Source organism: Enterobacter sp. DNB-S2, from assembly GCF_019443845.1.
In the GTDB taxonomy this organism is placed as follows: domain Bacteria; phylum Pseudomonadota; class Gammaproteobacteria; order Enterobacterales; family Enterobacteriaceae; genus Enterobacter; species Enterobacter asburiae_B.
The window spans coordinates 2,014,319-2,038,777 of the sequence record NZ_CP050520.1; the positions used below are offsets into that span (position 1 = coordinate 2,014,319).

Here is a 24,459-nt window from a genome sequence, read left to right on the forward strand (position 1 = left end):
GGAGCTGAATATGTGGTATTTCGCATGGATTTTAGGGACGCTTCTTGCCTGTGCATTTGGTGTCATCACTGCCCTGGCGCTTGAGCACGTCGAAGCGACCAAAGCGGGTGAAGAAAAACACTGATGAATATTATCGCGACGCTTTACGCGGTAATGGACAAGCGCCCGTTACGGGCGCTTTCTTTAGTGATGGCATTACTGCTGGCAGGTTGTATCTTCTGGGACCCTTCGCGCTTTGCAGCGAAAACCAGCGAGCTTGAAATCTGGCACGGCTTTCTCATTATGTGGGCGGTCTGTGCAGGTGTGATCCACGGCGTCGGCTTTCGTCCGAAAGCCATTCACTGGCAGGGAATTTTTTGCCCGCTGATTGCCGATCTGGTGCTTCTCGCCGGTTTGATTTTCTTCTTCTTCTGAATAAGAAATGTCCGTTAACGTTATGGGCTTACCCGAGCCCATAAAAATTTACTCTCCGTTTACTTTCTCCCATTCCCAACCCTCTTTCCCGCGCGTATAGTAGCGAAGTTTAAAAGCATTAACTTTTGTTGCATTACCGGGATGTAAAGTGAATACAACGCTGTTTCGATGGCCGGTTCGTGTCTATTACGAAGATACCGATGCCGGCGGTGTGGTTTACCACGCCAGCTACGTTGCTTTTTATGAACGGGCACGCACAGAGATGCTGCGCCATCATCACTTTAGTCAACAGGTGCTGTTGGCTGAGCGAGTTGCCTTCGTGGTACGCAAGATGACGCTTGAGTATTTTGCGCCTGCCAGACTCGACGATATGCTCGAAGTCCAAACTGAAATTACATCAATGCGCGGGACCTCACTGGTTTTCACGCAGCGGATAGTCAACGCAGAGAATACCGTACTGAACTCAGCTGAAGTGCTGATTGTTTGTGTTGATCCAACCATAATGAAGCCTCGTGCGCTTCCTAAGTCTATTGTCGCGGAGTTTAAGCAGTGACTGACATGAATATCCTTGATTTGTTCCTGAAGGCAAGCCTTCTGGTTAAACTTATCATGTTGATTTTGATTGGTTTTTCAATCGCATCCTGGGCCATCATCATCCAGAGAACGCGTATCCTCAATGCCGCTGGCCGTGAAGCTGAAGCGTTTGAAGATAAGTTCTGGTCGGGTATTGAGCTTTCTCGTCTGTATCAGGAAAGCCAGGGACGCCGTGAAAACCTTACAGGCTCCGAGCAAATTTTTTATAGCGGTTTCAAAGAGTTTGCTCGTCTGCATCGTGCAAACAATCATGCGCCGGAAGCGGTTGTAGAAGGTGCCTCGCGTGCGATGCGTATCTCTATGAACCGTGAGCTGGAAAATCTCGAAACGCATATTCCATTCCTCGGCACTGTCGGTTCCATCAGCCCGTATATCGGCCTGTTTGGTACCGTGTGGGGGATCATGCACGCCTTTATCGCGCTGGGCGCGGTGAAGCAGGCGACGTTGCAGATGGTTGCACCGGGTATCGCTGAAGCACTGATTGCGACCGCTATCGGTCTGTTTGCGGCAATTCCTGCGGTTATGGCTTACAACCGTCTGAACCAGCGCGTGAACAAACTGGAACTGAACTACGACAACTTTATGGAAGAGTTCACTGCGATTCTGCACCGTCAGGCGTTTACCAGCACCGAGAGCAACAAGGGGTAAACCATGGCCAGATCGCGTGGACGAGGTCGTCGCGAGCTCAAGTCCGAAATCAATATCGTTCCACTGCTGGACGTCCTGCTGGTACTGCTGCTGATCTTCATGGCGACAGCGCCAATCATTACTCAGAGCGTGGAAGTGGATCTGCCGGATGCGACAGAATCACAGGCGGTGAGCACCAATGACGATCCTCCGGTTATCATTGAGGTTTCCGGCGTAGGGCAATACAGCGTCGTGGTAGAGAAAGATCGTATGGATCAGCTGCCGCCTGAGCAGGTTATTGCTGAAGCGCAGCGTCGTCTGGAGTCAAATCCGAAAACGGTCTTCTTAATCGGTGGCGCGAAAGACGTACCCTACGATGAAATTATTAAAGCGCTGAACTTGCTACATAGTGCGGGTGTTAAGTCAGTTGGCTTAATGACCCAACCTATTTGATCATCCGCGTAGTTTTTGGGAACCGATAGTGTCAAAGGCAACCGAACAGAACGACAAGCTTAAGCGAGCGATAATCGTCTCCGCAGTGCTGCACGTGATTCTCTTTGCAGCGCTGATCTGGAGTTCGTTCGACGAGCATATTGATGCATCAGCCGGTGGCGGTGGAGGGTCTTCCATTGACGCCGTGATGGTGGATCCCGGTGCGGTAGTACAGAACTATAATCGCGAACAGCAGCAGAAGGCGAGTGCCAAACGGGCTGAAGAGCAGCGTGAAAAACAGTCGCAACAGCAGGCGGAAGAACTGCGTGAAAAGCAGGCCGCAGAGCAGGAGCGTCTGAAGCAGCTTGAGAAAGAGCGTTTGCAGGCGCAGGAAGCTGCGAAAGAGCAGGCGGAACAGCAGAAGCAAGCCGAAGAGGCCGCGAAGAAAGCACAGGAACAGCAAAAGCAGGCGGAAGAGGCGGCAGCAAAAGCCGCAGCGGACGCGAAAGCACAGGCTGATGCCCAGGCAAAATTAGCGGCAGAAGCGGCGAAGAAAGCCGCTGCTGATGCTCAGAAGAAAGCTGAAGCGGAAGCGGCGAAGAAAGCCGCTGCCGATGCTCAGAAGAAAGCTGAAGCGGAAGCCGCGAAGAAAGCCGCTGCTGATGCTCAGAAGAAAGCCGAAGCGGAAGCCGCGAAAAAAGCCGCTCAGGAAGCAGAGAAGAAAGCTGCTGCCGAGGCCGCGAAGAAAGCGGCTGCTGCTGAGAAAGCGGCTGCAGAAAAAGCTGCCGCCGCTGAAAAAGCCGCTGCCGATAAAAAAGCTGCAGCTGAGAAGGCCGCTGCCGATAAGAAAGCTGCAGCTGAGAAGGCCGCTGCCGATAAGAAAGCTGCTGCTGATAAAGCGGCGGCCAAAAAGGCCGCGGCTGCTGAAAAAGCCGCTGCTGCCGCAGGGGTTGACGATCTGCTGGGCGATTTAAGCTCCGGTAAGAATGCACCGAAAACGGGCGGTGGGGCGAAAGGAAACAACGCAGCGCCGACGGGAAGTGGTAACACTAAGAGTAACGGTGCGACAGGGGCTGAAATCAACGGTTATGCCGCGCAGATTAAATCCGCTATTGAAAGCCGATTCTATGATGCGTCTTCCTATACCGGTAAAACGTGTACGTTGCGTATAAAACTGGCTCCGGACGGCATGCTGCTGGATATCAAGTCTGAAGGTGGCGACCCGGCTTTATGTACTGCGGCCCTGGCTGCAGCGCGTCAGGCGAAGATGCCTAAACCGCCGTCTCAGGCAGTTTACGAAGTCTTCAAAAATGCGCCGCTGGACTTCAAACCTTAAGTTACATTTTCCCCGTGCAAACGGGGAAAAATAGACCAAGTTTAGTCACAGGGTTCTGGTAGTTTTGTCTATTTGAGTTTGTTAACATTCTGCTAAATTATCGTGGGTAAGGTTACCCGGATAAGGGAGATATGATGAAGCAGGCATTACGTGTAGCATTTAGTTTTTTAATGCTGTGGGCAGCAGTACTGCACGCAGAAGTACGTATCGAGATCACCCAGGGGGTGGACTCGGCACGCCCAATCGGTGTTGTTCCGTTCCAGTGGGCCGGTCCTGGCGCTGCACCTGAAGATGCCGGTGGCATCGTGGCGGCTGACCTGCGTAACAGCGGTAAATTCAACCCGTTAGATCGTTCTCGTCTGCCTCAGCAGCCGGGCAGCGCGCAGGAAGTACAGCCTGCAGCATGGTCTGCACTGGGTATTGATGCCGTGGTTGTGGGTCAGGTTACGCCTAACCCGGACGGCTCTTACAACGTGGCCTGGCAGCTGGTGGATACCGGCGGTGCACCGGGTACCGTTCTGGCACAGAACTCTTACAAGGTCACTAAGCAGTACCTGCGCTACGCGGCACACGCTGCCAGCGATGCGGTATTTGAAAAACTGACCGGCATTAAAGGGGCGTTCCGTACCCGTATTGCTTATGTGGTGCAGACCAACGGTGGTCAGTTCCCGTATGAGCTGCGCGTATCTGACTACGACGGCTACAACCAGTTCCTGGTGAAACGTTCTTCACAGCCGCTGATGTCTCCAGCCTGGTCTCCTGACGGTTCTAAACTGGCCTATGTAACCTTCGAAAGCGGCCGTTCAGCGCTGGTTATCCAGACGCTGGCAAACGGTGCTGTTCGTCAGGTGGCGTCTTTCCCACGTCACAACGGTGCACCTTCCTTCTCTCCGGACGGGTCTAAACTGGCGTTTGCGCTGTCAAAAACCGGTAGCCTGAACCTGTACGTGATGGACATTGGCTCTGGCCAGATCCGTCAGGTGACCGACGGTCGCAGCAACAACACTGAACCTTCATGGTTCCCGGATAGTCAAAACCTGGCGTTTACTTCTGACCAGGCTGGCCGTCCACAAATCTATAAAGTCAACATCAACGGCGGTGCTCCGCAGCGTATTACCTGGGAAGGTTCGCAGAACCAGAACTCAGACGTGAGCAGCGACGGTAAATTTATGGTAATGGTGAGCTCCAACGGTGGGCAGCAGCACATTGCCAAACAGGATCTGGTAGCGGGTGGCGTTCAAGTTCTGTCGTCAACGTTCCTGGATGAAACGCCAAGTCTGGCACCTAACGGCACGATGGTAATCTACAGCTCTTCTCAGGGGATGGGATCTGTGCTGAATCTGGTTTCTACAGATGGGCGTTTCAAAGCGCGTATTCCGGCAACTGATGGACAGGTAAAATCACCTGCCTGGTCGCCGTATCTGTAAATAATAATTAATTGATTACTAAAGGAATCATAGAAATGCAACTGAACAAAGTGCTGAAGGGGCTGATGATCGCTCTGCCTGTAATGGCAATCGCAGCGTGTTCTTCTAACAAGAACGCCAGCAATGACCAGAGCGGCGAAGGCATGATGGGTGCCGGCACCGGTATGGACGCGAACGGCAATGGCAACATGTCTTCTGAAGAGCAAGCGCGTCTTCAGATGCAGCAGCTGCAGCAGAACAACATCGTTTACTTCGATCTGGATAAATACGACATCCGTTCTGACTTCGCTGCGATGCTGGACGCTCACGCTAACTTCCTGCGTAGCAACCCATCTTACAAAGTCACCGTAGAAGGTCACGCGGACGAACGTGGTACTCCAGAGTACAACATCTCCCTGGGTGAACGTCGTGCTAACGCTGTTAAAATGTACCTGCAGGGTAAAGGCGTTTCTGCTGACCAGATCTCCATCGTTTCTTACGGTAAAGAAAAACCTGCAGTACTGGGTCACGACGAAGCGGCTTACTCCAAAAACCGTCGTGCCGTACTGGTTTACTAAGAGAATTGCATGAGCAGTAACTTCAGACATCATCTGTTGAGTCTGTCGTTACTGGTTGGAATAGCGGCCCCCTGGGCCGCTTTTGCTCAGGCACCAATCAGTAGTGTCGGCTCAGGCTCGGTAGAAGACCGGGTCACTCAACTCGAGCGTATTTCTAACGCTCACAGCCAGCTTTTAACCCAACTCCAGCAACAACTTTCTGATAACCAAAACGATATTGACTCTCTCCGCGGCCAGATTCAGGAAAGCCAGTATCAGTTGAACCAGGTTGTGGAACGTCAGAAGCAGATTTTGCTGCAGATGGATAGTCTGAGCAGCGGTGGTGCAGCAGCACAAGCACAGCCAGCCGCGGGCGATCAGACCGGTGCGGCGACATCAGCTCCGGCTGCGGATGCTTCTGCTTCAACAGGTGCGCCTGTACAGAGCGGTGACGCGAATACGGACTACAACGCGGCCATTGCCCTGGTGCAGGATCAATCTCGTCAGGATGACGCGCTTGCTGCGTTTCAGAACTTTGTTAAGAAATACCCTGATTCCACTTATCAGCCAAATGCGAATTACTGGCTCGGTCAGCTGAATTACAACAAGGGTAAAAAGGACGATGCGGCGTTTTATTTTGCCTCAGTGGTGAAAAATTACCCGAAATCGCCAAAAGCGCCTGATGCGATGTATAAAGTGGGCGTCATCATGCAGGACAAAGGCGACACTGCGAAAGCCAAAGCGGTTTATCAGCAGGTGGTCTCTAAATTCCCGGGTACCGAAGGTGCTAAGCAGGCGCAAAAACGTCTGAATTCGATGGGATGATTATCGCATGACCAGAAATCGCGTTATTTCTGGTCGTGCAGCATGATTCGTAAGCAGTTAAGTGATCTTCATCGAAATTTTTGTTGCGCTGAATTCTTAAATCAGTAATATATGCCGCCGTTGCCACGGGATATCAAACAACGTGAAAACAGCGTAAAAGTGGGTCGTTAGCTCAGTTGGTAGAGCAGTTGACTTTTAATCAATTGGTCGCAGGTTCGAATCCTGCACGACCCACCACTAAGTCAGGTGGAAGTAGTAAAACGTGAAGGATAACGTTGCGTCAGCAACGGCCCATAGGGCGAGGCGAAGCCGAGTCATCCTGCACGACCCACCACTTAACGCACACCAGCAGTACAGAGTGGGTGATTAGCTCAGTTGGTAGAGCATCTCCTTTACACGGAGGGGGTCGGCGGTTCGAGCCCGTCATCACCCACCACTCGGGTCGTTAGCTCAGTTGGTAGAGCAGTTGACTTTTAATCAATTGGTCGCAGGTTCGAATCCTGCACGACCCACCAATTTTATTGGTTCCGAGTGATAATTCAGGCAACACCCAAAAGGGTCGTTAGCTCAGTTGGTAGAGCAGTTGACTTTTAATCAATTGGTCGCAGGTTCGAATCCTGCACGACCCACCAGCCTGAATAAATTTGAAGTACATCCCGCAAGGGGTCGTTAGCTCAGTTGGTAGAGCAGTTGACTTTTAATCAATTGGTCGCAGGTTCGAATCCTGCACGACCCACCAGTGTAGAAAGGCGCCCTAAAGGCGCCTTTTTGCTATCTGCCGTCTGTGCAGGTCGGGCAAGGCGAAGCCGCCAGCCGACAAATGCTATCCGCACCTATTTCCGGTGACTTTTCCTCTCATATTCGCTATCTTGTTTAGTATACAAAACACAATTGCCATGCGTTTTGCTATGTCATGCAAAAGAAAGGCAATATTGTTAAGCCCGTAAAACGAGAAGCCATAATGAGTGTGATGTTTGATCCTGAAGCCGCAATCTATCCGTTTCCGCCAAAGCCTGTCCCGCTGAGCCAGGACGAAAAGCAATTCTACCGTGAGAAGATCAAACGTCTTCTCAAAGAACGAGATGCGGTGATGGTGGCCCATTACTACACCGACCCGGAAATTCAGCAGCTGGCGGAAGAGACCGGGGGCTGTATTTCAGATTCACTGGAGATGGCACGCTTCGGTGCAAAACATCCTGCTTCCACGCTGCTGGTTGCCGGCGTGCGTTTTATGGGCGAAACGGCAAAGATCCTGAGCCCTGAAAAAACCATTCTGATGCCGACGCTTAATGCGGAGTGTTCACTGGATCTCGGCTGCCCTATTGACGAATTCACGGCCTTCTGTGACGCCCACCCTGACCGGACCGTGGTGGTTTACGCCAACACATCTGCGGCGGTAAAAGCGCGGGCAGACTGGGTTGTCACCTCCAGCATCGCCGTTGAGCTGATTGAACATCTGGATAGCCTGGGCGAGAAAATCATCTGGGCGCCTGACCGCCATCTTGGAAATTATGTCCAGAAGCAGACGGGGGCTGACGTTCTCTGCTGGCAGGGTGCCTGCATTGTGCACGACGAATTCAAAACTCAGGCGCTGGCGCGCATGAAGGCACTTTATCCTGACGCCGCGATTCTTGTTCACCCTGAATCACCGCAGTCGATTGTCGACATGGCGGACGCCGTGGGCTCAACCAGCCAGCTTATCAACGCGGCCAGAACGCTGCCTAACAGGCAGCTCATCGTGGCGACCGATCGCGGTATCTTCTACAAGATGCAGCAGGCCGTGCCGGAGAAAGAGCTCCTTGAAGCGCCAACGGCGGGCGAGGGCGCAACGTGTCGCAGCTGTGCGCATTGTCCGTGGATGGCGATGAATGGCCTGAAGGCCATTGCCGAAGGGCTCGAGACGGGCGGGGCAGCACATGAAATCCATGTGGATGCCGCCCTGCGTGAAGGTGCATTAATTCCGCTTAACCGCATGCTGGATTTTGCGGCTACACTACGTACTTAATTCAAAACGACCGGGGAAAAGATGGATTTTTTTAGCACGCAGAACATTCTGGTTCATATACCGATTGGTGCAGGTGGCTATGACCTGTCATGGATTGAGGCCGTTGGCACGCTGGCGGGATTACTCTGTATCTGGCTGGCAAGCCTGGAGAAGATTAGCAACTACGCGTTCGGGCTGATTAACGTTACGCTGTTTGCGATTATCTTCTTCCAGATCCAGCTGTACGCCAGCCTGCTTTTGCAGCTGTTCTTCTTCGCCGCCAATATTTACGGCTGGTACGCGTGGTCGCGTCAGAACAGCCAGCAGGAGGCAGAACTGCAGATCCGCTGGCTTCCATTGCCGAAAGCCATCGCCTGGTTTGTCGCCTGCGTGGTCGCCATTGGTTTAATGACCGTCTATATCAACCCGGTGTTTGCGTTCCTGACCCGCGTTGCCGTTTCGGTCATGTCCGGTTTCGGCCTGAACGTGACGATGCCCGAGCTCCAGCCGGATGCCTTCCCGTTCTGGGATTCCTGCATGATGGTGCTGTCGATTGCGGCGATGATCCTGATGACCCGTAAATACGTTGAGAACTGGCTGCTGTGGGTCATCATCAACGTGATCAGCGTGGCAATCTTCGCCCTGCAGGGCGTCTATGCGATGTCGCTGGAATATCTGCTGCTGACCTTCATCGCGCTGAACGGCAGCCGGATGTGGATTAAGAGCGCGCGTGAGCGGGGTTCTCACGCGCTTTCCAGCTAGTGGTGATGCTGATGTGAATGTCCGGACTGCGCCTCGTTAAGGTGGCAGTCCGGCCCGTTACAGGGCTGATACTCCATCTGGATGGTGGCGTGGCCAATTTCGTAGTGATGTTCAAGAAAATGCTGGATGCGTTCAAGCAGCGCATCGTGGTCGTGAGGCGGGATCACCTGGACGTGCAGCGTCATGACCGGTTTTTCCCCCACCAGCCAGACGTGAACGTGATGAACGTTGCGCACTTCCGGGACTGAACGGCGCAGGTTGCGCTTTAGCTGGTCAATATCCATCGATGTCGGTGCCCCTTCAAGCAGTTCATTCACGCTCTCCTTCAGCAGCCGCCAGGCGCTGCGCAAGACCAGACACGACACCAGCACGGACAGAATCGGATCGACAGGCGTCCAGCCGGTGTAGAGGATCACCAGCGCGGCGACAATCGCCCCGACTGAGCCGAGCAAATCACCCAGAACATGCAGAGCCGCAGCGCGCACGTTGAGGTTCTTTTCCCCGCTGCCGCGGTGCAAAATCCAGAAGGCGAGGATATTCGCCAGCAGCCCCGCCACGGCAATCACCATCATTGTCGCCCCGGCGATCGGCTGCGGGTGTCTGAATCGCTGGACGGCCTCCCAGACGATAAGAACGGTAATGACCACCAGCGCAATGGCGTTAACAAACGCGGCGAGGGTTGTCAGCCTCAGCCAGCCGAAGGTATGGCGCGCATTGGGAGGACGACGCGCAAACTGCACCGCCAGCAGGGCGAAGAGCAGCGCTGCGGCATCGGTCAGCATATGTCCGGCATCAGCCAGTAGCGCCAGAGAGCCGGAAATGAGGCCGCCAATGACCTCGATAATCATAAACGTTGCGGTAACGCCAAAGGCCAGCATCAGTCGTTTAGCGTTGTCGTTGCCGGGAGAGGGTGAGTGGGAATGGGAGTGCGCCATGTCTGCTTTCCTGATGTGTTATTGTTTTTAGTGTAGCGTTTTTAATAGGTTACTCCAAAAAGAAAGGAGAGCCAGAGCTCTCCTTTTTCTAACCGAACATCCCCATTACTGGGTGGTGCCATCGGTTTTGGTATTCGCGTCGTTTCCTACTTTGTCATTAGGGTCAGGGCATTTGCCGTCCTTGCACATTGAGTTCTTATGAACCTCGTCCGAGCTCATATTGTCATGATTCATGGTGCCGGAACCACTGCCGTTGGGATGCAGCATGGTGCCTCCGGTGTTAGTGTTGCCGGTATTGATCTGGCTGTTGTCGACATTATTCGGGGCGATATTCTGTTTCGCATCAGGTGCGGGCTGGCCTGCTGCTGCCGCGGCATTCGCATCACCGTTGCTGTCTGATGTGCCCGTTTCCGCGGCCAGGACGCTGCCGCTGGCCAGAGTGAGTGTGGCGGTCAGGAAGAGGGTTGCCAGTTTTGTCATTTTCATCATGGTGCTCCTGTTCTTGTCGTTACGCTGGATAACATTCTCCAACAGTGCATCTTTTTCTGAGGCGAAAGATTCCGCCTTACGGACTTACGTCAGTAGGGAATCGCGTTTAAGCGTGTAAAATTGGTTGTTACAGTTAAAAAGCTTAGGTTAGATCTCGTTTTTCGCTATTTTGTGGCGATTTTTAGGCGAATTCCAGGAATTATCTGCGTGAAGTGTAAAACCGTGTTTACACTTCCTGGTCGACAAGATAGATTGAAAGGATTGCTTTCATTACTAAAGATATGGCAGAGCTGGAAAGAAAATGAATTATCAGAACGACGATTTACGTATTAAAGAGATCAATGAGTTATTACCTCCTGTAGCGCTCCTTGAGAAATTCCCCGCCACTGAAAATGCCGCAAATACGGTTTCTCATGCTCGTAAAGCGATCCATAAGATCCTGAAAGGTAATGACGATCGTCTTCTGGTGGTGATTGGTCCGTGCTCTATTCACGATCCTGCAGCTGCGAAAGAGTACGCAGCCCGTCTGCTCACCCTCCGTGAAGAGCTGAAGGACGAGCTGGAAATCGTGATGCGCGTTTATTTTGAAAAACCGCGCACCACCGTGGGCTGGAAAGGGCTGATTAACGATCCGCATATGGATAACAGCTTCCAGATCAACGACGGCCTGCGCATTGCGCGCAAGCTGCTGCTGGAGATCAACGACAGCGGCCTGCCTGCGGCCGGTGAATTCCTCGACATGATTACGCCACAATATCTGGCAGACCTGATGAGCTGGGGCGCAATTGGTGCCCGCACAACCGAATCTCAGGTTCACCGCGAGCTGGCGTCCGGTCTTTCTTGCCCGGTGGGTTTCAAAAACGGCACTGACGGCACCATTAAGGTGGCTATCGACGCCATCAACGCAGCGGGTGCGCCGCACTGCTTCCTGTCCGTGACCAAATGGGGCCATTCCGCCATCGTTAACACCAGCGGTAACGGTGACTGCCATATCATTCTGCGCGGCGGCAAAGAGCCAAACTACAGTGCGAAACACGTGGCGGAAGTGAAGGTCGGGCTGGAAAAAGCCGGGCTGTCACCGCAGGTGATGATCGATTTCAGCCATGCCAACTCCAGCAAGCAGTTTAAAAAGCAGATGGAAGTGGGTGCAGACGTCTGCCAGCAGATTGCCGGCGGTGAGAAGGCGGTGATTGGGGTAATGATCGAAAGCCATCTGGTTGAAGGTAACCAGAACCTGGAAGGCAGCGAGCCGCTGGTGTATGGCAAAAGCGTCACCGATGCCTGCATTGGCTGGGACGATACCGATACCATCCTGCGTCAGCTGGCGAATGCGGTAAAAGCGCGCCGCGGCTGAATTCTCAGGCACAAATAAAAAAGCGCGGAAGGCTCCGCGCTTTTTTTTATGCCTTGCGAAAGTTACTTCGCTTTACCCTGGTTCGCGACAGCCGCTGCTTTCGCCGCGATCTCTTCTGCGTTACCCAGATAGTAGTGTTTGATTGGCTTGAAGTTTTCGTCGAACTCATACACCAGCGGTACGCCGGTTGGGATGTTCAGTTCGAGGATTTCGTCTTCACCCATGTTGTCCAGGTATTTCACCAGCGCGCGCAGGGAGTTACCGTGAGCAGCGACGATCACGCGCTCGCCGCTTTTCAGGCGTGGCAGAATGGTTTCGTTCCAGTAAGGCACAACACGGTCGATGGTCAGCGCCAGGCTCTCGGTGGTTGGCAGCTCAGCGTCGGTCAGCTTCGCGTAACGCGGGTCGTGGCCCGGGTAGCGCTCGTCATCTTTGGTCAGCTCTGGTGGGGTGATTGCGAAACCGCGACGCCACTGTTTAACCTGCTCGTCGCCATATTTCTCGGCGGTTTCCGCTTTGTTCAAGCCCTGCAGCGCACCGTAGTGACGTTCGTTCAGTTTCCAGGACTTCTCAACCGGCAGCCAGGCCTGATCCAGTTCGTCCAGCACGTTCCACAGGGTGTGGATGGCACGTTTCAGCACAGAGGTGTAAGCAAAATCAAAGCTGAAGCCTTCTTCCTTCAGCAGTTTACCTGCTGCTTTTGCTTCGCTTACGCCTTTCTCAGACAGATCAACGTCGTACCAACCGGTAAAGCGGTTTTCGTTGTTCCACTGGCTTTCGCCGTGACGCACCAGGACCAGCTTAGTTATAGCCATCTCTTACTCCTCAAGCATTTTTAGAATGATAACAATTCTCATTATATTGCCGTGGCCGTGCCACCAGCAACGCTTAACCCTAACCATAGCGAAAATAGTCTCTGAGTGTAAGATGCTTGTGAATCCAGGGTTATGATTTTGTCTGCGATCGGCGCTATTTTCAGCAAGGCGGGCAGAAAAAAGCCCTCCGGAGGGAGGGCTGGATATTAATGTGGAATAAAATGATATTCCGTCACGCTCACGTACTCTTTACCCGGACGCAGCACGCAGTCCGGCTGCGGCCATTCCGGATGGTTCGGGCTGTCCGGCAGGAACTCGCTCTCCAGCGCCAGGCCTTGCCAGTCGCTGTACTCATCGTGTTCGCGCGCCGTCGTCCCGCCGAGGTAGTTGCCTGAGTAAAACTGCAGTGCAGGGGCTGTGGTATAAACCGTCATCTGCAGTTTCTCATCCGCAGACCAGACCTGTGCGGCAGGCTGTTTCACATCGCCTTTGGCCTGCAGCAGGAAAGCGTGGTCGTAGCCTTTTACCTTACGCTGATCGTCATCGCTCATGAAATCCTGGGCGATGGACTTCGCGCTGCGGAAGTCAAAGCTGGTGCCGCTCACGTCTTTGAGGCCCTGATACGGAATGCCCATCTCGTCAACTGGAAGATATGCATCCGCCAGGATCTGCAGCTTGTGGTTACGCACGTCGCACTGGCTACCGTCCAGGTTGAAATACGCGTGATTGGTCAGATTGACCGGACACGGCTTATCGACCGTCGCACGGTATTCGATGGCGATACGGTTGTCGTCGGTCAGCGTAAAGCGCGCGGACGCGACAAGGTTCCCCGGGAAGCCCTGATCGCCATCAGGCGAATCCAGCGAGAACAGCACTTCGCCATCGTTTTGACGAACAATCTTCCAGCGGCGTTTATCGAATCCGTCCGGACCACCGTGCAGCTGGTTCTCACCCTGGCTTGGAAGCAGGGTGTACTGCACGCCGTCGAGTTCAAAACGGCTCTTCGCGATGCGGTTAGCATAGCGCCCGACGGACGCGCCCAGATAGGCGGACTGATTGATGTACTGCTCAGGCGAGGCGCAGCCGAGCAGGGTCTCGCGCACGCTGCCGTCCGGCATCGGTACGCGTGCAGAAAGAAGGGTTGCCCCCCAGTCCATCACCGTAACGACCATCCCCGCGCTGTTGCGCAGGGTTAACAGGCGATACGGCAGACCATCCGGTGCAAGGGTAGGTGTTTCGTTTAGCACTGTCCGGCTCCTTGTGATGCTTTACAAACATAGAAGGTTTCTTTGATACCCGTTTTTGCTTCGTACTGCTTCGCCACGGCATCCTGTACGGCAGGAACCAGCTCTTCTGGCACCAGCGCAACGATGCAGCCGCCAAAACCGCCGCCTGTCATGCGCACGCCGCCTTTGTCGCCAATGGTGGCTTTAACGATGTCCACCAGGGTATCGATCTGCGGAACGGTGATTTCAAAATCATCGCGCATGGAGGCGTGAGATTCCGCCATCAGCTCACCCATGCGTTTCAGGTCACCTTTTGCCAGCGCGGACGCGGCTTCAACGGTACGGGCATTTTCCGTCAGCACGTGACGAACGCGTTTGGCGACAACCGGATCAAGCTCGTGCGCCACTTTGTTAAATTCATTGAGCGTCACGTCGCGCAGGGCAGGCTGCTGGAAGAAGCGGGCACCGGTTTCGCACTGCTGGCGGCGGGTGTTGTATTCGCTGCCCACCAGCGTGCGCTTAAAGTTGCTGTTGACGATCACCACAGCCGCGCCTTTCGGCAGGGGAACGGCTTTGGTACCCAGCGAGCGGCAATCAATTAACAGGGCATGCTCTTTTTTGCCCAGCGCGGAGATCAGCTGGTCCATAATGCCGCAGTTGCAGCCCACGAACTGGTTTTCTGCTTCCTGACCGTTCAGGGCGATTTGCGCGCCGTCCAGCGGCAGATGATAAAGCTGCTGGAACACGGTACCCACGGCGACTTCCAGGGACGCAGAGGAGCTTAAGCCCGCACCCTGCGGCACGTTACCGCTGATAACTAAATCGGCACCGCCAAAGTTCTTGTTGCGCTTCTGAAGGTGTTTCACCACGCCGCGCACGTAGTTAGACCACTGCTGGCTGTCGTGCGTCACAATCGGGGCATCGAGGGAAAACTCGTCCGTCTCATTACCGTAATCCGCCGCAATCACGCGAACTTTACGGTCGTCGCGCTTCGCGCAGCTGATGACGGTCTGGTAATCGATAGCGCACGGCAGCACGAAACCGTCGTTATAGTCGGTGTGTTCACCGATCAGGTTAACGCGGCCTGGCGCCTGAATAACGTGGGTGGCAGGGTAGCCAAATTTCTCAGCAAACAGGGATTGTGTTTTATCTTTCAGACTCATTTTTTAAACTCCTGATTCGCGATAGTGGACGTCGCTAACGGCACGCAGACGTTCTGCCGCCTGTTCCGCCGTCAGGTCACGCTGGGTTTCCGCCAGCATTTCATAGCCCACCATGAATTTACGCACCGTCGCAGAGCGCAGCAGCGGCGGATAGAAATGGGCGTGCAGCTGCCAGTGTTGATTCCCTTCGCCGTTAAACGGGGCGCCGTGCCAGCCCATGGAGTACGGGAAAGAGCACTGGAAGAGGTTGTCGTAACGGCTGGTCAGCTTTTTCAGCGCCAGGGCAAGGTCGTCGCGCTGCGCGTCGCTAAGATCGGTGATGCGCTGCACGTGCGCTTTCGGCAGCAGCAGCGTTTCAAACGGCCAGGCGGCCCAGTAAGGGACGACGGCCAGCCAGTGTTCGGTTTCCACCACGGTGCGGCTGCCGTCGGCCAGCTCGCGCTGGGTGTAATCCACCAGCATCGGCGAACCGTTTTCCGCGTAATACGCTTTCTGCAGACGGTCTTCACGCTCGGCTTCGTTAGGCAGGAAGCTGTTCGCCCAGATCTGGCCGTGCGGGTGCGGGTTTGAGCAGCCCATGGCCGCGCCTTTGTTTTCGAACACCTGCACCCACGGATAGCGCTGCCCCAGCTCTGCGGTTTGCGCCTGCCAGGTGCTGACGACCTCTTTCAGCGCGTCCACGCTCAGCTCGGGCAGCGTTTTGCTGTGATCCGGCGAGAAGCAGATCACGCGGCTGGTTCCGCGCGCGCTTTCGCAGCGCATCAGCGGATCGTGGCTTTCCGGCGCGTCCGGCGTGTCGGTCATCAGCGCGGCAAAATCGTTGGTGAACACGAAGGTGCCTTTGTAGTCCGGATTTTTATCCCCGGTGACGCGCGTGTTGCCCGGACAGAGGAAGCAGTCCGGGTCGTGCTGTGGCAGCGTCTGTTTTGCAGGCGTCTCCTGCGCCCCCTGCCAGGGGCGCTTGGCGCGATGCGGAGAGACCAAAATCCATTGCCCGCTTAACGGGTTAAAACGACGATGCGGATGATCGACGGGATTAAATTGCGTCATGACGGATCCTTAGTCCGGATAGCCTTGCGGGTGGCGTGACTGCCAGTGCCAGGTATCCTGTGCCATTTCATCAAGCGTGCGCGTCACACGCCAGTTAAGCTCTTTGTCGGCTTTGGTAGCATCAGCCCAGTAAGCAGGCAGGTCGCCATCACGACGCGGAGCGAAGTGGTAGTTCACCGGCTTACCGCAGGCTTTGCTGAAGGCGTTAACCACGTCCAGCACGCTGCTGCCGACCCCGGCGCCGAGGTTGTAAATATGCACGCCCGGTTTGTTGGCTAGCTGCTGCATGGCCGCAACGTGACCGTCGGCCAGATCCATCACGTGGATGTAGTCGCGCACGCCGGTACCGTCTTCGGTCGGATAGTCATTGCCAAAAATCGCCAGCGAGTCGCGGCGACCCACGGCAACCTGGGCGATATACGGCATCAGGTTGTTCGGGATGCCCTGCGGATCTTCACCCATGTCGCCGGACGGATGCGCGCCGACCGGGTTGAAGTAGCGCAGCAGCGCGATGCTCCACTCCGGCTGTGCTTTTTGCAGGTCGGTCAGGATCTGCTCTACCATCAGCTTGCTTTTGCCGTACGGGCTTTGCGGGGTACCGGTCGGGAAGCTTTCAACGTAAGGGATTTTGGGCTGATCGCCGTAGACGGTGGCGGAGGAGCTAAAGATGAAGTTTTTGACGTTGGCCGCACGCATGGCGGAGATGAGACGCAGGGTACCGTTGACGTTGTTGTCGTAATACTCGAGCGGCTTCGCAACGGATTCACCGACCGCTTTCAGACCCGCGAAGTGGATCACCGCTTCGATGGCATGGTCGTGAAGGATCTCGGTCATCAGCGCTTCGTTGCGGATGTCGCCTTCCACGAAAGTCGGTTGTTTACCGCCAAGGCGTTCAATCACCGGCAGCACGCTGCGCTTACTGTTGCACAGGTTGTCGAGGATGATGACGTCGTGACCGTTTTGCAGCAGTTGCACGCAGGTATGACTACCTATGTAACCGCTACCACCTGTTACCAGAACTCGCATATTTCGCTCCATTGGGCTTATGGTATGTAATAACCATAGCATAACAGAGACGCGAAAAGTGTGACATGGGATAAAATAGTGGAATCGTTTACACTCGTTTTCACACTCGCTTTTTCAATGACTGAGTGCATTCTAGATCAAAGAGATAGCCATGTATTGATGCAAGTTATCTGAAAAAGAGGAGGGCAGAGCCCTCCACGGTTAATCGACGTTACTGAGAAAGTAGCGATAACCCTCACCGTCCGGCACAAACTCCAGGCGATGCGTGATGCAGGCGGGGGCATCTTCGGCATGATGTGAAACGAACAGCAGCTGCGTTTCACCTTCGCTAATCAGCACGTCCACAAAGCGGCGGATAAGCTGGCGATTCAGCGGATCGAGTCCCTGCAGCGGTTCGTCGAGGATCAGAAGCGTAGGGTGTTTCACCAGCGCGCGAACGATCAGGGCCAGACGCTGCTGCCCCCACGACAGACTATGAAACGGCGCGTCAGCGACCCGGTTGTCCATGCCCAGAATATCCAGCCACTGCTGGGCGAGCTTGTGCTGTTTGTCAGACACCGCCTGATAAATACCGATGGAATCAAAATACCCGGAAAGGATCGCGTTGCGTACCGTGGTACTGACCCGGTAATCCAGATGCAGGCTGCTGCTGACGTAGCCGATATGTTTTTTAATATCCCAGATGGTTTCGCCGCTGCCGCGACGCCGACCAAACAGCGTCAGATCGTTGCTATAGCCCTGCGGGTGATCGCCGGTGATAAGGCTCAGCAGCGTGGATTTTCCCGCGCCGTTAGGGCCGACAATCTGCCAGTGTTCGCCGGGATTGACCGTCCAGCTAAGACGGTTGAGGATCGGGCGATCGTCATAAGAGACAATCCCATCCCGCAGTACGATGCGCGGCTGGTGGGGATCGAGCGCATGGCGGGCCGAAGGGGCGTCAGGTTCCGGAAGCGTAATTCCGTCGAGTTGTTCACTGTGTGCGAGCTGGGCAATGAGCGCCTGCTTAAGCAGCGCGTTTTTTTCACCGGTCTCGGTCAGGTTACAGTCGGCCAGTACGCCCGCGTGCTGAATAAAGTCCGGAATTTCATCGAAGCGGTTAAGCACCAAAACCAGGGTATAGCCCTGCTGATTAAGCGACTCCAGCAGGGCCGCCAGCTGCGCACGGGACTGCACGTCAAGGCCGTCAAAGGGTTCGTCGAGGATAAGCAGCTCGGGCTCGCTCATCAGCGCCTGGCAAAGCAGCGTTTTTCGCGTCTCGCCGGTTGAAAGGTATTTAAAGCGCCGGTTGAGCAGGGCGGTGATGCCGAACCGTTCTGCCAGGCGCTGACAGCGGGCGGGATCTTTCACCTCATCCTGAATAATTTCCGCCGTCGTACGGCCGGTATCTTCTTCGCCAGGGCTGAGTAAATCAGTGTTATTGCGCTGCCACTCGTCGCTTACCAGCTTTTGCAATTGTTCAAATGACAGGCGCGTCAGGCGCGTAAAGTCGCCCTGGCATTCGCCCTTGAGGAGGGGGAGCTCGCCGGCCAGCGCGCGGGCCAGCGCGGATTTACCGCTGCCGTTAGTGCCGACAAACGCCCAGCTTTCACCCGCGCGTAGCGTTAAATCAGCAATCGTCAGCGTTCGGGTATCGCTAAGACGAAACGTGCCTTGCGAAATATGCAATGATGACATGATTTATCCCTGTTTTTGCAGCAATAGATATCAGGGATACGCACTGTCGGCGCGATTGTCAATGCGCTCAGCACAATGTGGCGATAATCACCCGGTCTGCGTTGAACCAGGCGGTAACGACAGAACCTTCTTCTAAACCGTCCGCTTCGCTAAGCGGTATCGTCGCGCAAAGCGGTTGCCCGTCTGCGAGGGTCATCAGCACTTCGCACTGCGCCTGGCCGCGTTCGATATGGCTAATAGCGCCCTGGAGCTGGTTATCGGCCGCCTTTGCGGCGTCGGGATCGCGCGTGATATTGACCCACGGCGCTTTCAGCAGCACCAGCACCTCTTTACCTTCATCGAGCTCAAGGCGCTCTGCGCTCTGCGCCGTTATTGCGGCCTTCAGACGGGTGGTGCCATCGGCAAGCAGGATCTCAATATGCTGCTGTACCTGCAGATTGTCGCGCGCCGTCACCGTACCAAACCACTGGTTGCGGGCGCTGGTTTGTAACGAGAAGCGGGAAATGGCGGCCAGCAAGCTGTCCAGCGGAACGTTATCGTCGTCGCTCAACACATCGAACGCCTTTTGCTGGATCTGGGCCAGCAGATCGTAAAGCTGAATAAGGCGCTGGCCATAGCGCGTCACGATCGCACCGCCGCCGCCTTTGCCGCCTGTGGCTCTGTCCACCAGCGGGTGTTCGCTCAGGGTGTTCATTTCGTTGATGGCGTCCCAGGCACTTTTGTAGCTGATACCCGCGTTTTTCGCCCCCTGGCTAATCGAGCCCGTTTGTTCTATTTGTTTAAGCAGGGCGATACGTCGCGGATCGGCGAAAAGCTTTTGCTGAAGTCGTAGAGTGAGAAGAATTTCGGCCTGCATAACAGTGTCCTGGCAAAAAGAGTATTGTGACCCAAATGGTGCAGGGCGCAAAGGGTACCGCACAAAAGGGGATGTTTTTCTCACTTGAAAGGGTAGAATGAGCCGTTCACAATATCTGGAGAAAACCATGTTAGAGTTGTTGAAAAGTCTGGTATTCGCCGTGATCATGGTACCAGTAGTGATGGCCATCATCCTCGGTGCCATCTACGGCCTGGGTGAAGTGTTCAACGTCTTTTCGAACATTGGTCACAAAGACCAGGCTAAAAAGCAGCATTGATTCCCCACAAAACGCCCGGCGAGTCCGGGCGTTTTGCTCTCAAGATTTTCCCGTCTACGCCGATATTATTTAACGCATCACACCGGTTTACCTCTTCAGCGGTACGATTAAACGCTGGGATCTCCCTGACGTTATCGTTATATTAAGATGTATATAACGCTACTCACAGGAGTTACAGATGGCACGTTCATGGGTACGCCTTTTCGCAGGGGCAACGCTGACGCTTTCACTTACCGGACACGCGCTGGCGGACGAGGGTAAAATCACTGTCTTTGCCGCGGCGTCGCTGACCAACGCGCTGCAGGACATCGCGGCGGCGTATAAAAAAGAGAAAAACGTCGAGGTGGTCTCCTCTTTTGCCTCTTCCTCGACGCTGGCGCGCCAGATAGAAGCGGGCGCACCGGCGGATCTGTTCATCTCGGCTGACCAGAAGTGGATGGACTACGCGACGGAGAAGAAATCGATTGATGCCACAACCCGCGAAACGCTGCTGGGGAATAGCCTGGTTGTCGTGGCGCCAAAAGCCAGCGCGCAGGCGGACTTCACCATCAACAAAGAGACCCACTGGGCGAGCCTGCTGAACGGTGGCCGTCTGGCCGTGGGCGACCCGGAGCACGTTCCGGCCGGGATATATGCCAAAGAAGCGCTGCAAAAGCTGGGTGCATGGGAGACATTGTCACCGAAGCTGGCCCCGGCGGAAGACGTGCGCGGCGCGCTGGCGCTGGTAGAACGCAATGAAGCCCCGCTGGGCATTGTGTATGGCTCTGATGCCGTTGCCAGTAAAGGTGTAAAAGTGGTCGCAACGTTCCCGGAAGACTCCCACAAGAAAGTGGAATATCCTGTTGCGATTGTTGATGGACATAAAAATGCGGCCGTGACGGCCTTCCGCGATTACCTGAAAGGGCCGGAGGCGTCCGCAATCTTTAAACGTTATGGATTTACGACTCACTGATGATATTGACCGATCCTGAATGGCAGGCTGTTCTGCTGAGCCTAAAAGTCTCTTCCCTGGCGGTTGCGCTGAGCTTGCCCTTTGGGATCTTCTTTGCCTGGCTACTGGTTCGCTGTCAGTTTCCCGGCAAAACGCTGCTCGACAGCGTGCTGCATCTTCCGCTCGTTTTGCCGCCCGTGGTGGTCGGTTACCTGCTGCTGATTTCGATGGGGCGACGCGGTTTTATCGGCGAGAAGCTCTATGACTGGTTTGGGCTGACGTTTGCGTTTAGCTGGCGCGGTGCGGTACTGGCGGCGGCGGTGATGTCATTCCCGCTGATGGTGAGGGCGATACGCCTCGCGCTGGAAGGCGTGGACATGAAGCTCGAACAGGCGGCCCGCACGCTGGGCGCAGGGCGCTGGCGCGTCTTTTTCACCATCACGCTTCCGCTCACGCTGCCGGGCATTATTGTCGGGACGGTGCTGGCCTTCGCCCGCTCGCTGGGCGAGTTTGGCGCGACGATCACGTTTGTGTCGAACATCCCCGGCGAGACGCGAACCATCCCGTCGGCAATGTATACCCTGATTCAAACGCCGGGCGGTGAAGGCGCGGCGGCGCGGCTGTGTATTATTTCTATTGTGCTGGCGCTGGTATCGCTGATGGTGTCTGAATGGCTGGCGCGGCTCAGCCGCGAGCGGATGGGGAAATAAGCATGCTGGAACTCCATTTCACCCAGACGCTGGGAAACCATACCCTGACGCTTAACGAGACGCTGCCGGCAAGCGGAATCACCGCTATCTTTGGCGTGTCGGGGGCGGGAAAAACGTCGCTGATTAATGCCATCAGCGGCCTGACCCGCCCGCAGTCAGGCCGTATTGTCCTGAATGACCGCGTCCTGAATGACGTGGAGAACAAAATTTACCTCTCGCCGGATAAACGCCGCATCGGCTATGTTTTCCAGGACGCGCGCCTGTTCCCGCACTACAGCGTGCGCGGCAACCTGCGTTACGGCATGGCGAAAAGCATGGCCGGGCAGTTTGACAAGCTGGTGACGCTTTTAGGCATTGAGCCTCTGCTCGACAGGCTGCCATCCTCACTCTCCGGCGGAGAAAAACAGCGTGTGGCCATTGGCCGCGCGTTGCTGACCGCCCCGGAGCTGCTGCTGCTCGACGAGCCGCTGGCCTCGCTCGATATTCCGCGTAAACGCGAACTTCTGCCTTATCTACAGCGACTGACGCGCGAAATTAATATTCCGATGCTCTACGTTAGCCATTCGCTGGATGAGATCCTCCATCTGGCCGACAAGGTGCTGGTGCTGGAAGAGGGCAGCGTGAAGGCCTTCGGCAACCTGGAAGAGGTGTGGGGCAGCAGCGTAATGCACCCCTGGTTACCCAGGGAACAGCAGAGCAGCATCCTGAAAGTGAGCGTTCTGGAACATCACCCGCACTACGCGATGACCGCCCTGGCGCTGGGCGACCAGCATCTGTGGGTCAATAAGATCGACAAACCGCTACAGTCCGCGCTGCGAATTCGCATCAAGGCGTCGGACGTCTCGCTGGTGCTGCAGCCGCCGCTGCAAACCAGTATTCGAAATATTCTGCGCGCCAAAGTCGCGGAGTGTTTTGATGATAACGGGCAGGTGGAAGTGAAGCTTGAAGTCGGCAGCAGGACGCTCTGGGCGCGCATCAGCCCGTGGGCGAGGGATGAGTTAGGGATCAAACCCGGCCTGTGGCTTTACGCGCAAATTAAGAGCGTCTCGATCACCGCCTGATTACAGCAGGTGGGTATAAATGTACTGCGCGATGCTGTCGGTGGTGTTGTCACCAATCACCACGTTGGCGCGGGCTTTTACCGCGTCGTCGGCATTGCCCATCGCCACGCCGGTACCGGCGGCTTCCAGCATGCTGATGTCGTTGTAGTTGTCGCCGAAGGCGATCACGTCACGCATCGACCCGCCCTGTGATTCCACATACTGCGTCAGGCGCTTGCCTTTGCTGTTGCCTTTGCGGGCAATATCCACCTGGTCATGCCAGGACCATTCGCACTCCAGACCCAGCGTTTGTTCCACGTGTTTTGCGAAGGTATTCAGTTTGGTGGTGTCTTCATCGGTCAGGGCGAATTTCCAGATAGCCTCAACGTCCTGGGCTGCCTGACGCAGGGAGGAAACCTGGGTAAAGACCGGACGCTGCGCTTCAGGCAGGGACAACGCCCAGTTGCTGGTGCGCACCACGTGGCCTGTAGGGCGCTCGTACACCATCGCGTTATCCACGTACATCAGGCCGTGAACGGCATGCTCATCCAGCAGATCGATCAGCTGCAGCGCCTGGGGAACCGGCAGCGGGTCGGATTCTAAAACCTTTTTTGCCTGATAATCATACAAATAAGTGCCATTACAACAAATTGCAGGTGTATCTAACGCCAGTGCCTGATAAAAAGGGTGAATGGCAACGTGATGTCGACCCGTTACGATAAGGAGTTGATATCCCACTTCCTGCGCGCGTTTTAGCGCCTCAAGGGAGGAGGGGAGGAGGGTTTTTTGCGGCGTCAGTAAGGTACCGTCTAAATCCAGAGCAATCACACGCGAGGTCATCTGTTTTCCCGGGTTAATATTGAATTTACGTTTTGATGGGATGGTACACCGAGAAGCGAACGCTTCAAAACTCCTGTCGACAATTCAGCATTCACCGTCAAAAGTTAACTACTTTCATGCGCAGTGAGGAGTGAATATTCATGAAACAAACCGTTTATACCGCCAGTCCTGAAAGCCAGCAGATCCACGTCTGGCGTTTAAATACCGAAGGGACACTCACGCTGGTTCAGGTTGTTGATGTGCCAGGCCAGGTGCAACCGATGGTCATCAGCCCGGATAAACGTTTCTTGTACGTGGGTGTGCGCCCGGAGTTCCGCGTGCTGGCCTATCGCATTTCTCCGGACGATGGCGCGCTGACGTACACTGCCGAAGCCCCGTTGCCGGGCAGCCCAACCCATATCTCGACCGAACGTAAAGGCAACTTTGTCTTCAGCGGCTCTTATAACGCGGGCTGCGTCAGCGTAACGCGTCTGGAAGATGGTATTCCGGTCGAAACCGTGGATGTGGTGGAAGGGCTTGAAGGCTGCCACTCGGCGAATATCTCTCCGGATAACCGCACGCTGTGGGTGCCTGCGCTGAAGCAGGATCGTATCTGCCTGTTCACCCTGAGCGACGATGGTCACCTGGTGGCGCAGAATCCTGCCGAAGTGACTACCGTTGAAGGCGCCGGTCCGCGTCATATGGTCTTCCATCCGAACCAGCAGTACGCCTACGTGGTCAATGAGCTGAACAGCTCTGTGGACGTATGGGAGCTGAAAGATCCAAACGGTCAGATTGAGTGCGTGCAGACGCTGGACATGATGCCGTCTGATTTCTCCGATACCCGCTGGGCGGCGGATATCCACATTACGCCAAATGGCCGCCATCTGTACGCCTGTGACCGTACCTCCAGCTTGATTACCGTCTTTAGCATCTCTGAAGACGGCAGCGTGCTGGCGATTGAAGGGTTCCAGCCAACGGAAACCCAGCCGCGCGGCTTTAATATCGATCACAGCGGTAAATACCTGATTGCGGCGGGGCAGAAATCCCACCACATCGCGCTGTATGAAATTAAAGGCGAGCAGGGGCTGCTGGAAGAGAAAGGGCGTTATGCCGTAGGCCAGGGGCCAATGTGGGTGGTGGTAAACGCTCACTAA

27 protein-coding genes and 5 tRNA genes are annotated in these 24,459 nt (G+C 55.2%); 22 read left to right on the plus strand and 10 right to left on the minus strand.

Annotation, left to right across the window (positions count from 1 at the left end):
- Positions 1–10: 10 nt before the first annotated feature.
- From cydX to pnuC, 16 genes are all read left to right on the plus strand, one after another.
- Complete coding sequence (gene cydX, locus HB664_RS09495) at positions 11–124, plus strand: cytochrome bd-I oxidase subunit CydX (RefSeq protein WP_003858598.1); 114 nt, start codon at positions 11–13, stop codon at positions 122–124.
- Positions 124–414, plus strand: a complete 291-nt coding sequence (gene ybgE, locus HB664_RS09500; RefSeq protein WP_014831116.1) for a cyd operon protein YbgE — start codon at positions 124–126, stop codon at positions 412–414. Before cydX ends, ybgE begins: the two co-directional genes overlap by 1 nt.
- Before the next feature lie 148 nt (positions 415–562).
- The gene (ybgC, locus tag HB664_RS09505) at positions 563–967 is read left to right on the plus strand and encodes a tol-pal system-associated acyl-CoA thioesterase (RefSeq protein WP_003858593.1); all 405 of its coding nucleotides are present in this window, start codon (positions 563–565) and stop codon (positions 965–967) included.
- A complete protein-coding gene (gene tolQ / locus HB664_RS09510; protein ID WP_008501101.1) occupies positions 964–1,656 on the plus strand; it encodes a Tol-Pal system protein TolQ in 693 nt (230 codons plus the stop codon). The genes ybgC and tolQ overlap by 4 nt, the downstream gene beginning before the upstream one ends.
- Positions 1,657–1,659: 3 nt before the next feature.
- Positions 1,660–2,088 (plus strand): colicin uptake protein TolR, encoded by a 429-nt coding sequence (gene tolR, locus HB664_RS09515; RefSeq protein ID WP_003858589.1) that lies wholly within the window; start codon positions 1,660–1,662, stop codon positions 2,086–2,088.
- 28 nt (positions 2,089–2,116) lie between these two features.
- Complete coding sequence (tolA, locus tag HB664_RS09520; protein WP_029740419.1) at positions 2,117–3,403, plus strand: cell envelope integrity protein TolA; 1,287 nt, start codon at positions 2,117–2,119, stop codon at positions 3,401–3,403.
- Between the two features lie 134 nt (positions 3,404–3,537).
- A complete protein-coding gene (gene tolB, locus HB664_RS09525; RefSeq protein ID WP_008501103.1) occupies positions 3,538–4,830 on the plus strand; it encodes a Tol-Pal system beta propeller repeat protein TolB in 1,293 nt (430 codons plus the stop codon).
- A gap of 35 nt (positions 4,831–4,865) precedes the next feature.
- Positions 4,866–5,387, plus strand: coding sequence for a peptidoglycan-associated lipoprotein Pal (gene pal / locus HB664_RS09530; protein WP_003858578.1), 522 nt, complete (start codon positions 4,866–4,868; stop codon positions 5,385–5,387).
- 9 nt (positions 5,388–5,396) lie between these two features.
- Positions 5,397–6,191: a cell division protein CpoB gene (gene cpoB / locus HB664_RS09535; protein ID WP_023310799.1), complete on the plus strand. Its 795-nt coding sequence runs from the start codon at positions 5,397–5,399 to the stop codon at positions 6,189–6,191.
- Between the two features lie 161 nt (positions 6,192–6,352).
- Positions 6,353–6,428: transfer RNA gene (locus tag HB664_RS09540), tRNA-Lys, on the plus strand.
- A gap of 123 nt (positions 6,429–6,551) precedes the next feature.
- Positions 6,552–6,627: transfer RNA gene (locus HB664_RS09545), tRNA-Val, on the plus strand.
- Between the two features lie 3 nt (positions 6,628–6,630).
- Positions 6,631–6,706, plus strand: a tRNA-Lys gene (locus tag HB664_RS09550).
- A 41-nt stretch (positions 6,707–6,747) separates the two neighbouring features.
- A tRNA-Lys gene (locus HB664_RS09555) sits at positions 6,748–6,823 on the plus strand.
- A gap of 31 nt (positions 6,824–6,854) precedes the next feature.
- A tRNA-Lys gene (locus HB664_RS09560) sits at positions 6,855–6,930 on the plus strand.
- Between the two features lie 222 nt (positions 6,931–7,152).
- Positions 7,153–8,196: a quinolinate synthase NadA gene (gene nadA / locus HB664_RS09565; protein WP_039261329.1), complete on the plus strand. Its 1,044-nt coding sequence runs from the start codon at positions 7,153–7,155 to the stop codon at positions 8,194–8,196.
- A gap of 21 nt (positions 8,197–8,217) precedes the next feature.
- Positions 8,218–8,937 carry a nicotinamide riboside transporter PnuC gene (gene pnuC, locus HB664_RS09570; protein ID WP_047061376.1) on the plus strand — a complete coding sequence of 240 codons (720 nt, stop codon included), beginning with the start codon at positions 8,218–8,220 and terminating at the stop codon, positions 8,935–8,937.
- Here the strand turns inward: pnuC and zitB are convergent.
- Both zitB and HB664_RS09580 read right to left on the minus strand, forming a co-directional pair.
- Entirely contained in the window at positions 8,934–9,872 is a 939-nt protein-coding gene (zitB, locus tag HB664_RS09575) for a CDF family zinc transporter ZitB (protein ID WP_219940702.1), read from the minus strand. The two genes, pnuC and zitB, sit on opposite strands and share 4 nt — an antisense overlap.
- Positions 9,873–9,977: 105 nt before the next feature.
- Positions 9,978–10,358, minus strand: coding sequence for a protein YbgS (locus HB664_RS09580; RefSeq protein ID WP_032661161.1), 381 nt, complete (start codon positions 10,356–10,358; stop codon positions 9,978–9,980).
- A 304-nt stretch (positions 10,359–10,662) separates the two neighbouring features.
- Between HB664_RS09580 and aroG the strand changes: the two genes are divergently transcribed.
- Complete coding sequence (gene aroG, locus HB664_RS09585) at positions 10,663–11,715, plus strand: 3-deoxy-7-phosphoheptulonate synthase AroG (RefSeq protein ID WP_219940703.1); 1,053 nt, start codon at positions 10,663–10,665, stop codon at positions 11,713–11,715.
- Positions 11,716–11,777: 62 nt separating this feature from the next.
- On the opposite strand, the gene gpmA is transcribed toward aroG, so the two are convergent.
- The 7 genes from gpmA to modE form a co-directional block, all read right to left on the minus strand.
- Positions 11,778–12,530 carry a 2,3-diphosphoglycerate-dependent phosphoglycerate mutase gene (gene gpmA / locus HB664_RS09590; protein ID WP_033144959.1) on the minus strand — a complete coding sequence of 251 codons (753 nt, stop codon included), beginning with the start codon at positions 12,528–12,530 and terminating at the stop codon, positions 11,778–11,780.
- A 206-nt stretch (positions 12,531–12,736) separates the two neighbouring features.
- Positions 12,737–13,777, minus strand: coding sequence for a galactose-1-epimerase (galM, locus tag HB664_RS09595; protein ID WP_219940704.1), 1,041 nt, complete (start codon positions 13,775–13,777; stop codon positions 12,737–12,739).
- Positions 13,771–14,919 (minus strand): galactokinase, encoded by a 1,149-nt coding sequence (gene galK / locus HB664_RS09600; RefSeq protein ID WP_029739550.1) that lies wholly within the window; start codon positions 14,917–14,919, stop codon positions 13,771–13,773. Before galK ends, galM begins: the two co-directional genes overlap by 7 nt.
- 3 nt (positions 14,920–14,922) lie before the next feature.
- The gene (gene galT / locus HB664_RS09605) at positions 14,923–15,969 is read right to left on the minus strand and encodes a galactose-1-phosphate uridylyltransferase (protein ID WP_219940705.1); all 1,047 of its coding nucleotides are present in this window, start codon (positions 15,967–15,969) and stop codon (positions 14,923–14,925) included.
- A gap of 9 nt (positions 15,970–15,978) precedes the next feature.
- Positions 15,979–16,995: a UDP-glucose 4-epimerase GalE gene (gene galE / locus HB664_RS09610; protein WP_023334950.1), complete on the minus strand. Its 1,017-nt coding sequence runs from the start codon at positions 16,993–16,995 to the stop codon at positions 15,979–15,981.
- A 201-nt stretch (positions 16,996–17,196) separates the two neighbouring features.
- Positions 17,197–18,669, minus strand: a complete 1,473-nt coding sequence (gene modF / locus HB664_RS09615) for a molybdate ABC transporter ATP-binding protein ModF (protein WP_219940706.1) — start codon at positions 18,667–18,669, stop codon at positions 17,197–17,199.
- A 67-nt stretch (positions 18,670–18,736) separates the two neighbouring features.
- Positions 18,737–19,525, minus strand: a complete 789-nt coding sequence (gene modE / locus HB664_RS09620; protein WP_069303832.1) for a molybdenum-dependent transcriptional regulator — start codon at positions 19,523–19,525, stop codon at positions 18,737–18,739.
- Between the two features lie 127 nt (positions 19,526–19,652).
- Between modE and HB664_RS09625 the strand changes: the two genes are divergently transcribed.
- The 4 genes from HB664_RS09625 to modC all read left to right on the plus strand — a co-directional run bounded on the left by HB664_RS09625 (position 19,653) and on the right by modC (position 22,504).
- A complete protein-coding gene (locus HB664_RS09625; RefSeq protein WP_023310811.1) occupies positions 19,653–19,802 on the plus strand; it encodes an AcrZ family multidrug efflux pump-associated protein in 150 nt (49 codons plus the stop codon).
- Between the two features lie 178 nt (positions 19,803–19,980).
- A complete protein-coding gene (gene modA, locus HB664_RS09630) occupies positions 19,981–20,754 on the plus strand; it encodes a molybdate ABC transporter substrate-binding protein (protein ID WP_219940707.1) in 774 nt (257 codons plus the stop codon).
- Positions 20,754–21,443, plus strand: a complete 690-nt coding sequence (modB, locus tag HB664_RS09635) for a molybdate ABC transporter permease subunit (RefSeq protein WP_033144966.1) — start codon at positions 20,754–20,756, stop codon at positions 21,441–21,443. The genes modA and modB overlap by 1 nt, the downstream gene beginning before the upstream one ends.
- A 2-nt stretch (positions 21,444–21,445) precedes the next feature.
- On the plus strand, positions 21,446–22,504 hold the full coding sequence (gene modC / locus HB664_RS09640) for a molybdenum ABC transporter ATP-binding protein ModC (RefSeq protein ID WP_219940708.1): 1,059 nt from the start codon (positions 21,446–21,448) through the stop codon (positions 22,502–22,504).
- Here the strand turns inward: modC and HB664_RS09645 are convergent, their stop codons facing one another.
- The gene (locus tag HB664_RS09645; RefSeq protein ID WP_126795114.1) at positions 22,505–23,323 is read right to left on the minus strand and encodes a pyridoxal phosphatase; all 819 of its coding nucleotides are present in this window, start codon (positions 23,321–23,323) and stop codon (positions 22,505–22,507) included. It lies immediately after the preceding gene.
- A gap of 140 nt (positions 23,324–23,463) precedes the next feature.
- On the opposite strand from HB664_RS09645, the gene pgl reads away from it, so the two are divergent.
- Positions 23,464–24,459, plus strand: coding sequence for a 6-phosphogluconolactonase (pgl, locus tag HB664_RS09650; protein WP_219940709.1), 996 nt, complete (start codon positions 23,464–23,466; stop codon positions 24,457–24,459).